General features: G+C 68.0%; 13 protein-coding genes. 7 read left to right on the plus strand and 6 right to left on the minus strand.

Annotated features, from left to right (window positions below; all coding sequences use genetic code 11):
• Positions 1-419 precede the first annotated feature (419 nt).
• Together IG84_RS0134545 and eccE are read right to left on the minus strand one after the other, a co-directional pair.
• Positions 420-1,133, minus strand: coding sequence for a hypothetical protein (locus IG84_RS0134545; RefSeq protein WP_031066469.1), 714 nt, complete (start codon positions 1,131-1,133; stop codon positions 420-422).
• Complete coding sequence (eccE, locus tag IG84_RS0134550; protein WP_078649793.1) at positions 1,133-2,482, minus strand: type VII secretion protein EccE; 1,350 nt, start codon at positions 2,480-2,482, stop codon at positions 1,133-1,135. Before eccE ends, IG84_RS0134545 begins: the two co-directional genes overlap by 1 nt.
• Before the next feature lie 300 nt (positions 2,483-2,782).
• Here eccE and eccB point away from each other — a divergent pair, with 300 nt between their 5' ends.
• The 7 genes from eccB (at position 2,783) to IG84_RS0134585 (ending at position 10,024) form a co-directional block, all read left to right on the plus strand.
• Positions 2,783-4,315: a type VII secretion protein EccB gene (gene eccB, locus IG84_RS0134555; RefSeq protein WP_031066479.1), complete on the plus strand. Its 1,533-nt coding sequence runs from the start codon at positions 2,783-2,785 to the stop codon at positions 4,313-4,315.
• Between the two features lie 27 nt (positions 4,316-4,342).
• On the plus strand, positions 4,343-5,626 hold the full coding sequence (gene mycP, locus IG84_RS0134560; RefSeq protein ID WP_031066481.1) for a type VII secretion-associated serine protease mycosin: 1,284 nt from the start codon (positions 4,343-4,345) through the stop codon (positions 5,624-5,626).
• A gap of 166 nt (positions 5,627-5,792) precedes the next feature.
• Entirely contained in the window at positions 5,793-6,260 is a 468-nt protein-coding gene (locus IG84_RS0134565; RefSeq protein WP_078649794.1) for a hypothetical protein, read from the plus strand.
• A gap of 18 nt (positions 6,261-6,278) precedes the next feature.
• Positions 6,279-7,970 (plus strand): hypothetical protein, encoded by a 1,692-nt coding sequence (locus IG84_RS0134570; RefSeq protein WP_031066488.1) that lies wholly within the window; start codon positions 6,279-6,281, stop codon positions 7,968-7,970.
• A gap of 65 nt (positions 7,971-8,035) precedes the next feature.
• Positions 8,036-9,244, plus strand: coding sequence for a S8 family serine peptidase (locus IG84_RS0134575; protein WP_245659707.1), 1,209 nt, complete (start codon positions 8,036-8,038; stop codon positions 9,242-9,244).
• Positions 9,245-9,299: 55 nt separating this feature from the next.
• Positions 9,300-9,662, plus strand: coding sequence for a hypothetical protein (locus IG84_RS0134580; RefSeq protein WP_037801267.1), 363 nt, complete (start codon positions 9,300-9,302; stop codon positions 9,660-9,662).
• Positions 9,663-9,724: 62 nt separating this feature from the next.
• Complete coding sequence (locus IG84_RS0134585; RefSeq protein ID WP_031066495.1) at positions 9,725-10,024, plus strand: WXG100 family type VII secretion target; 300 nt, start codon at positions 9,725-9,727, stop codon at positions 10,022-10,024.
• A gap of 144 nt (positions 10,025-10,168) precedes the next feature.
• Here IG84_RS0134585 and IG84_RS0134590 read toward each other — a convergent pair whose 3' ends face one another.
• The 4 genes from IG84_RS0134590 to IG84_RS38440 form a co-directional block, all read right to left on the minus strand.
• Positions 10,169-10,798, minus strand: coding sequence for a DUF6199 family natural product biosynthesis protein (locus IG84_RS0134590; RefSeq protein ID WP_031066497.1), 630 nt, complete (start codon positions 10,796-10,798; stop codon positions 10,169-10,171).
• A gap of 90 nt (positions 10,799-10,888) precedes the next feature.
• A complete protein-coding gene (locus IG84_RS0134595; RefSeq protein ID WP_031066500.1) occupies positions 10,889-11,974 on the minus strand; it encodes a hypothetical protein in 1,086 nt (361 codons plus the stop codon).
• A gap of 69 nt (positions 11,975-12,043) precedes the next feature.
• A complete protein-coding gene (locus IG84_RS0134600; protein WP_031066503.1) occupies positions 12,044-14,260 on the minus strand; it encodes a hypothetical protein in 2,217 nt (738 codons plus the stop codon).
• 86 nt (positions 14,261-14,346) lie between these two features.
• Positions 14,347-14,871 carry a hypothetical protein gene (locus tag IG84_RS38440; RefSeq protein WP_051862802.1) on the minus strand — a complete coding sequence of 175 codons (525 nt, stop codon included), beginning with the start codon at positions 14,869-14,871 and terminating at the stop codon, positions 14,347-14,349.
• Between the last annotated feature and the right edge of the window lie 3 nt (positions 14,872-14,874).

The following is a 14,874-nucleotide window of genomic DNA, read 5'->3' on the forward strand; positions in this document are numbered from 1 at the left end:
CCAAGCCTAAACGCCATCGCCGACAGCCCGGCAGGCCCGCCTTCGCCCGATACCTGTCTGTTGCCTCAGGTTACGCATGTCCCCCCCCCACGTCGTAGCAGCAAAGAGGCCACCCCTCCCCAGCCGCCTCCCGACCCACCTCAACCCTCTTCACCCGGTAGCAGGCCAAGCGCCCCAACCACCGAAGCGCTACCGATCGCACCAACTACCCCGACCGCACCAACTATCCGGAACGTCCCGACAGTCCGAAATCGCCCCCTGCTCGACACCTTCCGAACCTTCGGAACCTTCCGACCGGCCTTCAACCACCCGCCCGATCGCCATTCCCGACCACCGGCCCCACAGGCGCAGGCCAGCCAGTCAGCCCCAGAGAGAGTCCAACGGAAGTTCAGCCCACCGGACCCCGCAGTCCCCGACCCTCAGTCCACCCGACGAGGATTCCCCAGCAGCCCTGTCTCCGCTTCCGTCGGCCGAGTCATGACGTACTGCCGCGCCTGATTGTCACCGCACCAGAGCGTGACCCCGTCGCCGATCGTCGACAGCGCGGCGACATCGGTCTGCGAGAGCCCCAGAATGCGTGCGGCGTGCGCGGCCTCATCGGGAGAGATCCGCTGCAGGCCGACGAGGCCGGCGGCGTTCATCAGCCGAGGGGCCACCGGGCTCATGTACGGCAGCAGCGTCAGCACCGACTGCCAGGGCGCCGAGGAGACCCGCCCGCGCGGCGGCCGCATCCCGCAGTCACGCACGACCAGTACAGGGCTGCCGACGGTCGCGCCCATCGGCGGCACCCGCCCGACATCGTGCAGCGTCAGGCACTCCTGCCCCGCACCCGCCGCATGCGCCAGGTTCGTCCACAGTTGGGGCCGGCCCGTCTCGACGGCGACTCGCGCCCCCGTACCGGCAGCACGCAACGCGAGTGCCTGGGCCGTCCACACCCCGCCGACCAGCAGGATGTCGAACGGCGCGGGGTGGTAGAGCCCCAGCACCGCCGGGCGGTTCTCCGCGTCGTGGCCCACCGTCAGGCCGTCGTCGCCGAGCGGCAGCGTCAGCGCACCGAGGTCGTCGACCGGCACCACATGCCGTTCCCTGCGAGGTCCGTACAGGCCCCGCAGGGCCGAAGTCGCGGAAGGCATCAGCGCGCACCTCCCAGCGGCAGCGTCGCCACCGCACCGGGCAACTGCTCCCGGTCCAGCCGGACCAGGCCCAGCTTTGCCTCGCGCGCCGCCGCCTCCAACTGCTGCCGCGCCCGCGAGAGCTCGGCGTCCGAACGCCCGGTGAGCCGTACGTGGCCGCTCACCCCGGCCGCGCCGTGCCGGTCGCCGGCCGTCACGGTCAGGCTGAACGTCGAGGCCAGCGCCGGTACGGACGTCAGTACCGACACCAGGCGCGGCAATGGCGTCGCCGAGCGGCCCAGCTCAGGCCAGCGCCCGACCCCGTACGTCGTGTGCAGCCGGTCGTCGCACTTCCACACCCGGGAGGACTCCTGCGTGCGGCGGGCCGGAGCCGCGTCGGGCAGGCCGGCCCGCGCGGTCGCGACCGGATTGGCGCAGGCCGAGGTCGCCAGGGCCGCTATTAGCTCCTGCTCGTCGAGGACCGTGGCCAGGAAGCCGGCGCCCGTGAGGCGACTGGCCAAGTGGTCGGTCGCGCGGGTCAGGCAGCGCTGCGCGCCCGGCAGACCGCCACCACGCGCCTCGACCGCCTCCCGGCACAGCTCGGGATCGAACTTCAGCGCCACCCACATCAGCCGCAGCGCGGGCGCCCCGGTCTGCTGCTGGAGGGGCAGGTAACTCTGGCGGGCCACCGCATGCTCGGGCAGATGCGGCGCGGGCGCGGGCTGCACGTGCTGGACCACCTGGACGGACTCCAGCTTGATCCCGTCCACGTCCAGCGCGTCGTGCAGCAGCGTGAGCGGCAGCGCCCGCGCCCCGCCCGGCGGCCGCAGCGCGCTGCCCTTGGCCTCGACCCGCACGACGGCCGTCAGGAACGTCCCGTCCCCGACCATCCCGACCGTCCGCCGGTCCCGGTCCAGATATCCGTACGTCCGCAGCCCGGGCACCGCCTCGGCGGCCGGCGCGAGACTCGGATCCACCCGCTGGTCGAGCGGCCGGGCCGCGCTCTTCCGCGCCCGCAGCGCGAGCACCGTGGACAGCCAGTCCCGTATCGACAGCCGCCGCCGGCGCAACACCGCGAGCAGCACGAGCGCCACGGCCACCACGATCGCGGGCACGAGCAACAACATGCTCACCGCAGCAGCCGCCAGCACCACGGCCAACGCCAGCTCGATCAGCACGAGTTGCTGAAGCTTCACGGGACCGATGCGATTGGTCCGCCGCTCGGTTCGCAGGGTCGTCGAAGCGGGGGCGGCAGGCCGTGTGCCGGAGGGCAGGGGCGTGTCCCGGTCGGCCGCGCGCCGTCCGCGGTTGCGGCTTCCGCGATCACCGCGGTGGTCCGCGGAGGGGTGCACCCGTGTCGCCGTTCCCATCCCCCGGAAGCCCCCTAGTGTCCGCGCTCGTCCCTTTCGCAGAAGGGCCGTGAATCAGGGCGACCACACTACTACTTGAGCGACACTCCGAGATCACCCGTCACTGCCGTCTCGGCCGGGCGAGTTGGCCGCGTGTACCGCTCGACGGCTGCCCGCGATGTCAACTCAGTGTCGTGAGGAACGGCCCCCATGGGCGAGTACTCGCCATGATTCGGCATAGTGGTCTCCCTCGGTGTCACGCGTCGCATCGAGAGGTGGAGATAACGGGGCAGTTGGCGCAGTGGGGAGAAACGGGCGGACATGGCATCACGGCGGGACGAGCTCAACGCCTACACGTTCGCGAAAAGGCGGCTGGTCGCGTCGTTCCTCCAACCGTCACCGAGCGGCACAGAGGAGGGCGCCCCGCGTCCGCTGCAGGCCGTCGTTCCCGGGATGATCGCGGCCGCGGTCCTCGTCGCGGGATTCGGCGCGTGGGGGATGTTCAAGCCCACAGCGCCGGTGGGCTGGGACAAGCCCGGCGACAAGGTGATCATCGGCAGCGATTCGACCACGCGGTACGTCGTCCTGAAGACCAAAAAGCACAAGCAGCTCCACCCCGTGCTCAATCTCGCCTCCGCCAAGCTCCTCCTCACGACGGACAACTTCCAGGTCGTCAACGTGGACGAGAAGGTCCTCGACAGCGGCAAGATCCCGCACGGCCCCACGCTGGGCATCCCGTACGCGCCCGACCGGCTGCCCAGCTCGGACGAGGCGAAGAAGGCCAAGCGGTGGGCGGTGTGCGAGCAGCAGGGCGAGGGCGGCGACGTGCAGAAGGCCACCTTCGTCTTCGACGACAGGGAAGCCAGCAGGGTCGACGGCCGGCAGCGTCTGAAGCGCGGCGACGTCATGTACGTACGGGGCCAGGGCGGCAAGCTGTACATGGTCGACCACCGGGGCTACAAGTACGAGCTGGCGAACAACGAGAAGCTGCTCCGGCCGCTCATGGGGACGGAGGGGACGGACAAGCCGCAGCGCGTCAGCAACGACTGGCTGGACACTCTCAAGCCCGGTGACCCCATCGACTTCCAGTCCGTGGGGCCCGGAGTCGGCAACGTGCCGAACATCCCGGGCGACACGCTCCCGCAGGAGATCAACAAGATCGGCACGGTGCTGAAGGCGCCCTACAACGGCTCCATGCAGCACTACGTCGTCCTGAAGGACCGGATCGCGCCCATCACGGACTTCATGGCGTACCTACTGCTCGCCAGCCCCGAGCTGGGCACGCTGCACCAGGCGGCCAAGCCCGTACAGGTCGGCAGCCAGTCCTTCACTCCGGGGGCCGAGTTCGGGGGCAACCTCCGCTGGCCCGAGACGAAGACGCACCGGGTCAACTTTCCGGCCGGTACGTACGGCGGCCGCGACACGGTCTGCAGCGTGCTGCGCGGCGTCGACTCCCAGGACGCCGACACCACGCTCAGCACGTGGGCGGGCACCAACTACCCGCAGAAGATCGTCAACGACACGACGAGCGCCTACGTGACGCCCGGCTCCGGGCTGCTCTTCCGCCAGGTGCAGGGCTCGGACACCAGCACCGGCTCGGTCTTCCTGGCCACCGACTCCGGACTTCGGTACGGCGTACAGACCAACGGTGACAGCGGCACGGCCACGTCCGAGATCGGCACGGACGGCGGGAAGAAGTCGAAGGAGCAAGCGCAGCAGGAAGCCATGAAGGCGCAGAAGCGTCTCGGGTACGGCGGCATCAAGCCGGTGCCGGTCCCCCTGACATGGTCGAAATTCCTGCCGACGGGGCCGCGCCTGGACACCAACAGCGCCCGGCAGCCGCAGGGTTCGTAAGGCCGCGAGGCGGAGGAGAAGCAACCCATGGCCGTAAGGGACCTGACCAGGCGCTGCCTGACCGTACTGGCGGCGACGGCGCTGACCGCTGTCGGCACGACCGCCGTCGGCGCGCCCACGGCGAGCGCCGCGGACACCACGCAGTGCACCTTTCCCTCGAAAACACCGATCAAGAGCCTGCCTTGGTCCCTCCGGCGCCTCCGGCTCGAACAGCTCTGGCAGGACACCAAGGGCGAGGGGCAGCGGGTCGCCGTCATCGACACCGGCGTCGACAACACGAACAGTCAGCTGACGGACGCCGTCGACGCGGCCGGCGGCAAGAACCTGCTCCCGCTCAAGCCCAAGAAGGACCGGTACGGGGACGCGACCCCGCGCGGCAAGGCGAACGGCACGTCCGACTACGTCGGCCACGGCACGAAAGTCGCGGGCATCATCGCGGCACGCCCGTCCAAGGACAACGCGTTCGTCGGCATCGCCCCGAAAGCGACGGTCATCCCGATCAAGCAGAACGACGACAAGGGCAGCGGCAATGCGGAAACGCTCGCCGCCGCGATCAATTACGCCGTTCAAAAGCGCGCCACCGTCATCAACATCTCGCAGGACACGGAGAAGGCCCTCCCCGACGACAATGTGCTGAAGCGCGCTGTCGACAACGCCCTGAACAGCGACGTCGTGGTCGTCGCTTCGGCGGGCAACGACGGCCTGGGCGGCAACGTGAAGGAGACCTACCCGGCCGCGTACCCCGGTGTCCTGGCGGTGGCCGCATCGGACCGCAACAACGAACGCGCCGTCTTCTCGCAGTCCGGTCCCTTCGTGGGCGTGGCGGCGCCAGGCGTCGACATGGTCTCCACGGTGCCCAAGGGCGGCCTGTGCGTCGACAACGGAACTAGCTTCTCGGCCCCGTACGTCGCCGGCGTCGCCGCCCTCATCCGGGCCAAGCACAAGGACTGGACGCAGCATCGCGTCGTGACCCAGATCGAACAGACCGCGGAACGCTCCATCCCCGGCCGCGACAACCACGTCGGCTGGGGCGTCGTGGACCCGGTCCGTGCCATGAACGAGGAGGGCGGCCCGACCGACCGCCCCGTCGCCCAGGGCGGCGTCAGCAAGGGGGCGCTCCCCGACGTCCCCGACCTGCCGATCGGGGAGACCCCGCAGCAGCGCGACGAACGTCTGGGCACGTACGCGGTGGCCGGTGGCGGCGTGCTGGTAGCGGTCATCGCGGGAGCCGCGCTCGTCCACCGCGACTGGCGCCGGCGTCGCCCGGTCGGGTGGTCCGCTCGTCGTGACAATGTTGACCATCCGGTGTGACGGGGGATGTCAGTGGGGGGTGAGAAGCTGTTCTCCGGTGGGAAACCGGGGCGGGTGTGGCAGTCGTTTCGTGTGATACGCGACTGTGCTGACTGACTGAATTGACTAGTGTTACGGCAGACGTTGCAGACGTCGAGAAGAACGTAACGGGGGATGGGGAGAGGACATGGGGGTTCCCGAGTCGGAGTTGGGCAAGGCGCCGCAACCGTTGTCGGCTGCGGGCCAGGACGCGCGGTCGCACGTCAAGCTCGGACCGGGTGAGCTGCGCTCCCTCAAGAAGAGGGTCGACGACGCGCTGCGGGAGCTCGAATCGTCTGCGGGATCGAAGGACCAGCTCGGCCAACAGGTCCTCCCCAGCGCCTCGTTCGGCGCGAGCAGTTTCTCGGAGGCCGCGGACCTCAGCCGGATGTACGAGCGGGTGCACACGCACCTGACGAAGCTGTCGCAGACGCTCGGTGACCAGATCGAGGCCATGGGGATCGCCGTGCTGGGGACCCAGCACGGTTTCGAGGCGATCGACGAGGAACAGCGGCGCCGCTATCACGAGATCCGGACGCGGACTCAGGAGCGGTACGACGAGCAGCACGAGAAGCCGCGCGACAAGCGGGACGACCGCAAGCACACCGAGCTCTGATCGGAAGGGGGACAGAAGATGAGTGACGAAAGTACGTCGCGCGAGGTCAGGCCCGACTATCCGGCCGCGCTGGCCTGGACACGGCAGGGCTTGCGGGCCGCCGCCGGAACAGCGCCGATCATGCTCCCCGCGCTCACCAGGTTCGGCGGCACGAACTTCGAGAATCACGAGCTGGACGACATGCTCGACATGATCGAGTCCGCCAGGCCGAGCGACCTGGAACACACCGGCGACGCGCTCATCACGGCCGCCGACGCGATCAGAGGAGTCGGCGAGGAGCTGAAGAAGTACGCCGACCGGGCCGAGTGGGAGGGCGAGTCCGGCGACGCCATGCGCAAGTGGACCGCCAACCTCAGTAAGAACACGCTGAGGCTCGCCACCTACAGCGAGACCGCCGGCAAGCAGCTGAAGAACGCCGGCGAGGGCCTGGCGACGGTCAAGAAGTCCATGCCGAAGCGGGATGCGGACGGCGGCCTCGCCGAGGCCGTCAAGGACATCCCGACCCCGGCCCGCGTCGACACCAACCCGGCCTACGCCAAGGCCAAGAAGCGTGAGGGCGACCGCCAGGAAGCCATCACCCAGATGAACAAGCTCAGCTCCTACTACATCGTCTCCCACGACACGATGGCCACGCAGGAGGAGCCGGTGTTCACGCCTATGCCGGAGGTGGGGGTGCCGGCACCGCCGCCGACGTGGGACCCGGTCGAGTCCGGCCCCACTGGCAGCGCCGAGCACACGGTCACGCCGACCGTGGGAGGGCCAGCTCACCACGCTGCAGTTGATCAGCGAAGTGCTCCGCAGCTGCCGACTGCGCACCATCAGTCCTTCACACCGGCCGTCGAAGCCAGGGTTGGCATCGACAGTGTGGCGCCCCCGGCGCCTCCCGCTGAACCGACCACGCGCGTGCCGACACAGCCGCCGGGCCCGACGAATCCCCCTGCGGCCCCGGGGCCACTGCCGACCGGTCCCATCAGCACGGGGCCGATTCCCCGGGGTACGGGAAAGCTGCCGGGCGTTCCCGGCCCGCTGAGGCCCGGAGGCCAGCCGCCGGGTCTCACGGGCCGAGGCACGACAGGTCCCGTCTCGCCCATGCGACCGGGCACCACCGGCCGTTCCGGGCCGATGGTGCAGCCCGGTACGGCCGGACGGCCCAGCGGTGTGAGCCCTCGGGCCATCGGTCGCCCGGCGGGCCCGGGCACCGGTCCTGCTGTTAACGGTGCACGCCCGGGAGCCGCAGGGATGCCGCGCGGCAGCCGCAACGGCATCGTCGGTGGTACACCCAGCACACCCGGCCGTACGACCGCATCGTCGCCGAGTGCGCGAGCCATCACGCCCGGCGGCGAGCGGGGGGCGACCACGGGTCGCGGCATCATCGGGTCGGGCGCGCAATCTTCGGCGGAGTCGGCTGACGGCAGGGCCGCATCGGCCCGCAGGCTCGCCGCCAATCAGGGTGGCGTCGTCGGTGCCCCGCGCTCCGAGCCCGGCGCGCCGGGCCGCGGCCAGCGCGGATTCACCCAGGGCGGGACTGGGCTGGTCCGCAGCACCGGAGGAGAGGAGCGCCCAACGGGCGCGCCTCGCGGTGGTGCCGGTACACAGCAGTCACCAGGCGAATCCCAGAAGGAGAACCGCCGGCCGGGGCAGCCGACCGAAGACGAAGAGACGTGGAATACAGGGCGGCGGCGTGACACTGCCCCGCCGGTCATCGAGTGACTCAGGTGAGGCGAGGAATGACGGCTGGAGAGAACCGGACGGCGAGGCCGAGGAATACGCGGAGGATGCGTCGCCGCGCGCTCCCCGTCCTGGCGGCAACGGGCGCCTGGGCGGTGTGCCTCATGGGCGCGGCTCCTGCCGCCGTCGCGGAGGACGTCCAGTCGAAGCAGTGGTACTTGGACGCCATGCAGGCCCAAGACATGTGGAAGGTGAGCACGGGCAAGGGCATCAAGGTGGCCGTGGTCGACACGGGGGTGAATCCCTCCACGCCTTCTCTGCGCGGCCAGGTTTTGAACGGGCGTGATCTCGCGGGGGTTTCCGGGGGCGCGCATGACGACTATGACGGTCACGGAACGACAATGGCCGAGCTGATCGCGGGCACTGGTAAAGGGGGCGGCCTGAAGGGGCTGGCGCCCGACGCGAAGATTTTCCCTGTCCGGGCGGCTCTCAGCAGCCTGAAGAATAAGCCGGACGAAGACACCATTGCTCCTGCTATTCGTGCGGCAGCCGATAGTGATGCGCAGATCATCAATATGTCGATCAGTGGAGTAGACACCACCCCGCAGATTGAGAAAGCGGTCGAGTACGCAGCCAGCAAGGGCAAGCTGATGTTCGCCGGCACAGGTAATGACGGCGACGGCAAGAGCCGTTCGGAGTACCCTGCCGCGTACCCGGAGGTCATCGGCGTCGGCTCGGTGGATTCCACGGGAACTGTCTCGAAGTTCTCCACGCACGGAAACACTGTTTCGGTTGCCGCTCCAGGTTCCGACGTTCCCAAGTGGTGCGACAAGACGCTGAAGAGCTACTGCGACGGTCAAGGAACCAGTGCCGCCACCGCAATCGCCTCCGCCTCCGCCGCGCTCATCTGGGCCAAGCATCCCGAATGGAATGCCAACCAGGTCGCCCGGGTCCTCGTCGGGACGACTGACGGGGTCATGGAGAACCGCAATCCCAGCAAGTATGTCGGGTACGGCGCCGTCCGGCCCCGGCTCAATCTGCTGGAGGGCAAGGGGGAGCCGGGCAATCCGAAGCAGCCCGCCTTCCTGGGCAACGGCGATTTCGACACGTCGAAGGCCGCGTTCGAGAAGTCGGCCGGCGCGCCCGGCAAGGGCGAGGAGGCCGACTCCGGGAAGGCCGACGCCGGTTCGCAGGACGAGTCGGCCAAGGCGTCTTCCGGCGACAACAGCACGCTCTGGACGAGCCTCGGTATCGCTGCCGCGGTGATCGTCCTCGGGGGCGGCGCGTTCGCATTCCTGCGTGCGCGCCGGGGATGATCTTCATCCGACCGTCCCTGAACGCTCAGCACATCAACAGTAAAGGAAGGATGACATGGCAGGCGGCACGAAGCTTACTGACGCTCAACTGGCCAAGCTCGAAAAGGACCTGATCCAGCGTTTTGAGAACATCAAGACGCATGTCCGGAAGCTGAACACCGCGATCGACAGCGTCGAGGGCCGTTGGAAGGGCATCGGCGCGGGTGGATTCAACACCACGCAGACCGACCTCAACAACAGGCTCAACTCCATGGGCAAGCAGCTGGCCGGGTTCGTGGAAGCCATTGAGGCGACCCGGAAGCTCTCCGGCAACACCGACCACGCGGTCGAGCAGGCCATCAAGAAGCAGGCCAACGTGGTCGACGGCGGTGGGGTCGGTCCGGGGGGCGCGGTCCCCTCGAAGCTGAGCATGCTCTGAGCCCAGTCGGCCGATGACCATCAGCGATCGCTTATCGGTCGCAGCAGAAAGCGAGGGACCCCATGGCTCACAATGACGGCGAGATGCTCGTCGACTACGCGACTCTCGAATCCACCGCGAAGCAGATCGAGAATCAGTCGAAGCTGCTTCACGAGGACCTCGAGTGGATCATGCATGCGCTCAAGGGCGTCAGCGAAATGTGGGAGGGCGAGGCCAAGACCGCTTACCACACGGCCCAGACGAAGTGGAACCAGGACACCGCGGCAATCAAGGAAGCCCTTGACGCCGTGTCCACGGCGATCCGCCACGGCCGGGACGACTACCACCTGAGCGACAAGAAGGGCGCGTCCTTCTTCGACTAGGCGCGCGGGACCGAGGGTGGGCATGCGCGGGAGGCGCCCACCCTTGGCCGCAGGCGTGAGAACGCTTGAAGGCCGTCACCACAGATGACCTGTGGTGACGGCCTTCAAGCGTTCAGGCCGCGCCTCCGCCGGCCACCGCCAACGTCAGTCCTCGCAGCTCCCCTTGTGAACACTGACATCAAGCGTCGTTTCATGCATGACCAGCCCCCCAGAGGCATCCCCGGAGTCGCCCCCGGAGCCATGCCCGGAGTCATTGGCGACGTAGCCGTTCTCCACGACCTTGATGCAGTACGGGTATTGCTGGTCTTCATTGGTGACAGTGAAGTCTTCACCGCCGTCCTCCGTCCGACCCGCGGATTCCGCCTGGAGGCCCCAGGGCGATGGGCCGAGGGCCGGCGACTGAGATTTCATCGCCTGGTCGAGAGCGGCATCGACCTCGAGGCGATGGTTGGGCTCCATCAGGTCGCCGTTCGTGGCAGTCACCGATTCCGTCTCCAGAATGTGCACCGCCTTCATCACGGCGGTGCGGACCTCGTCGGCGTCGGTGGTGGAGGCTTCCTCCTGGTACCAGAGGAAGCCCCCGAGGCCGAAGAGAAACAGCGCCGCCACGGTGGCCTGTACCCGCTGCAGGGTGTAGGCGGCATCGGACGGTTCACCGGCCTTCGGGTTGCGGTATCTCCAGGATTGGAAAGCCCAGAAGAGACTGCGGGGATTGACACATGCCACTAGGAGGAAAACCGCCCCCATAGCCCACATGATGAAGGTGTACTTCATGCTGGTGTCGAAACTCCTGCTCCAGTGGGGGGCGAGGTACGGAAGGCAGGGCGGGCCGCATCGCCACGATCGACGTGGCAGCCCTGGCGGTCACGGTAGCCGGACATCGGTGCAACCGTGGCGATCCGCCGAGTCCTTGGCGAATGCCGTGAGTACATCCACCTCGGTCTGGGCGGGGAGATAGTGCCTCTTCCCCGCGGAGGTGTTGGCCGACGCGATCTGCCCCAGGGTGAAAAGCGCGCGGTCCGAGCTCCCCGGGCACTTGGCGGTAGCCCATGCCGTGTGGTTCTTCCCGGATTTACCGACGTTGCCGAATGCTGTGGTGTCGCCGGCATCGCGCACCATGCGGGGGTAGGGGCCGAAGAGCGCCAGGGCGCGATAGGAAGGGGTGCCGGGGTCATCGGCCGTACCGACGAAGCAGTCCTCTACGGGGGCGTTACGCGTAGCGGCAGTCTCGCGTACGGCGTCGAGGCCGGCTGCCTCGGCCTCCTTGCTGTATGGGCGGAGCGCCGCGCAGGTGCCCTTTGCATGCGACACACGCCGTTGCTCGTCGGAGAGCGGGTCGGCAATGTGTGTGATGCGAGTACCCGATGCGGCCTTGCAACCGAACCGCTTGGCGGCTCGTGCGGCTGTCTCTGTAGTGACGCGCGCGAAGGCGGCGCGGGCGCCGGCCCCGGCCGAGTGTTCCCCGCGCAGGAGGTTGCCGTTGACGAACAGGGCATCGTTCTTGCGGTTGCGGCACTCCATGACGAGGGAGACCTGGTACGCATTCGGGCCCTGGCTCGCCACGCCGGGCCAGCCGTGCTCCAGGGGGGCGACGGCGCCCTGGCCCGTGTGGCTGGAGGGATGCGGCGCGAGGCGGAAGTCCCGTCCGGGATCGCCGGCCCATCGGATGTCCAGAACGAGTCGGCTTTCCTCGGAGGTGCGGTCATGTACCTGGCAGGCGGCCAGGGCACCTTCACCCTCGTCCCCGGCGCCGCTTGCCCGTACCTCTTTGCTTCCCAAGGCGCTCGCCAGATCGCCGCGGGCGACGGTGCCGGCGCACGCATCGTCCAGCGACATGTCGTCACGCCAGCGGTCGTAGACACCGGTGGCGTAAAGGACCCCGGCGATGATGGCGAGACAGCAGAGGGCGATTGCCGTGGCGCCGAGAACTGGGCGATGTGTGAACTTCATCGATGCTTGGCTCTCATGGTTCCGGTAGTGCCGAAGCCCCGCCGACGGGGCACACGAAGTCGGCGATCGTCAGTGGGCCGGGCGAAGATAGTCGAGCGCGTCCTCGCGTCCCTCCCGGTACTTGGTCTGGTGGTGCCCGACCAGGGTCTCGGTGAAGTCGCTGTCCGGCTTTTCGCCGTGTGATCCGGCCCATGAAACGACCATGTCATCGACCGTTTGCTGACCGAACATGAACTCGTGGGAATTTTTATGGGTTGAGTCTGCGGTCGCCTCGGCGATCTTGTCCTTGGTGGCGTCGTACGCGACGAAGTCGACGACACGGTTGGCCACATCGCCCGCCGGAACGTAGTCGCCCATGAAGTTCAACACGACACCGCTCGATGCTGTGAGGTCGTGGTTGACATCACGGGCCTTCTGGATGTCGCCGTCGCGAATGTCGAACGTCACATCTGCGCGAACGCCGTCGTACATGCCCAGGGCAGTAGACGCCTTCTGAATGGGGTTGAGCGTTTCCGGGCTGGTGTTGCTCTTCGGCATGTCTGCGAAGGCGACCGCGTTGTACTGCCGCTCCGCGTCGTACATCTCACCGAAGGTCTTGTGGTCGTCCGCCACCCCGCGCATGACCTTGATCAGCTGTTCTTCGGTCACGGACATCTTGGCGTTGTTGTCGGGTCCCCAGATGTCGGCCTTGTGCGGGTCCAGGGCGCGGTCGCTGTACGTGGTGTTGACGCGCGCCAGGATCTCGTGCGTATCCGGCGTGTAGTCCTTGAGGGCCTGCCCGATGGGAGCGCGCAGCGCCGCCGGCATCTTCTCGGCCTGTCCCGTCTCGTTCAGAGTGGTGATCATGTCGTGCATGATCCGGGCCTGCTCCGTGGAATGGCCGCCCAGCACGTGCTCGGTGCCCGGCACATGGCCCGTGGCCGCTGCCTGCAGGGCCGCGCCGAGGCCGACGCGGTTGTCCTTGTCCTCCAGGGGCGAGGTGTGGTCGGCGATACCGACCTGCTTCGTCTCGTCCGATATCTCCCAGTCCCGATCGTCGAGCAGGTACTTGAGCATGTCGTTCTTATCGTGCGGACCAGGGTCGAGGAATTCCGTGGCGGTGTCGGGCTGGTGGCTCATGATGCCCAGCGTGGCGTCGAGGGGGTCATTGGCGAACCAGCCGTCGTTCTTCCCGGAGAACGTTCCGTGGGTGTCCCAGATGCCAGGGTCGCCGCCCTTCTTGGGGTCCTCCGCCGCCCTGAGGTCATGTCCGAGGTCCTTGAGCATCTGCGGCGAATAGTCCTTGGGATCGCCCTGCTCCATGAGCGTGAGCAGGGACTGGTAGCCCCGGTATTTGTCGAGTCGGCCCACGACGCCGGTGTCTTCGAAGCGCTTCACGCCCGTCTTCTTCATGTCCTCGCGCCACTTCTTGTAGAACGCGGAGTCCGTGTCCTTCGTGGCGGTGGCGAGGGTGGTGGCAAGGCCCTTTTCGAGGGCCAGGTAGCCCTTTTTGTGGTCGGTGTCCTTGAGCTGAGCGGCGTTATTCAAGGAGTTGACGAGCTTAATGGTGTTGTACGTGCCCAGACTGTTGAGCATCGTCTGGGAGTACGCCTTGTCGTGGGCGTTGTCGCGGTTCAGGCGGGCGAGCTCGGCCATTTCCCTTGGAGGGAGCTTGCCGTCGGAGTTGAGCTTCGTGGCGAGCTCGGAGGCCCGCTTTCCCTCCACCTTCTCGATGTCGCCCTCCGCCTTGGCGTTGAAGCCGTTCTTGATGCCGTCGAGCGGGGCGGAGTCGACGGTGACGGCGTCCAGCGCGAGCTTGACGCCGTGGTCTGCCTCGTCCATGTCCTTGACGACCTTGGCGATGCGCTTGGTCCAGTACTCCTCGCTCTCGTGGGAGCTGGGGTCGTGGACGATGGCGCGCTTGGTGTCCGCGTCGATGCGGTCCCAGTCCCAGCTGCAGACGCCCTTGTCCTCCGAGACCTTCATCTTGGCCTTCTTGGCGTCGGCGATCTCGGACTCGAGGTTCTTGCGGAGTTCGGTGAACTGGTGGTGGGCGTCGCGGAGGAGGGAGGCGATGGCCTTGGCCTCCTGCTGGGCGCCGGTGTACTGGCCCGAGGTGGTACCGGTGGCCAGGAGGCCCGCCTGGGCGTGCCGGCCGGACGCGGAGCCGTCCTCGAAGATGCCCTTGACCTGCTTGTCGTAGATCTTGGCGGCGTCCTTGAACATTCCCGCCGCCTTCTCCCACTTCTCGGCGGCGGTGGTGAGCGTGCTGAGATCGGTGTGCAGCGCGTCGTGGTAGCTGAGCATGAGTCCCCCGTGCGGCCTCAGGTGGTGGCTGGTGCGTCGAGGCGGCGATCAGTGCCGCGATGGTCCGGCGCCGGAGCCCGCGGTCGTCAGAGGCCCGAGATCTGTGACTTCGGGTAGAGGTACGGCGGCCCCTGCTGCTGGAGGAGCGGCGGCTGCTGCGGCTTCCCGGAGGGGTTCTCCGGCGTGCATTGCTGCAGGCCGTTGTACGCGGTGTGGTCGCCGTCCTGGAGGGCGGTGTTGGCGTTGCTGAGCGCCCGCCGCTCGTTGGAGAGTCGGTTCTGCAGCATCTTGGCCGACTTCTCCCAGCCGGTCATGACGCTCTTGAGGCCCTTGCCGGTCTCCCAGCCGTCGAACTCCTTCTGGGCCTTCGTCGTGTCCTCGTCCGCGTGCTTCCCTGCCTTCGCGGTGTCCGGCACGACGTCCTCGTCCAATGCCTTCGCCGCGGCCTTCTTCTTGGCCGGGTCGTTGGAGAGGACCGGCGGGGCGCCACCCGGCGGCAGCAGCAGCCCGTTGCCGCCGGGAGTCAGCGGCCCGGCGCTGTTGATCTGCGTATGCGTGCCGGCTGCGGTGCTCTGCGAGCGGAGACCCGCCCATTCGTCCTCGAACGACATTGC

This window comes from Streptomyces ochraceiscleroticus (assembly GCF_000720485.1).
Lineage (GTDB): Bacteria > Actinomycetota > Actinomycetes > Streptomycetales > Streptomycetaceae > Streptomyces > Streptomyces ochraceiscleroticus.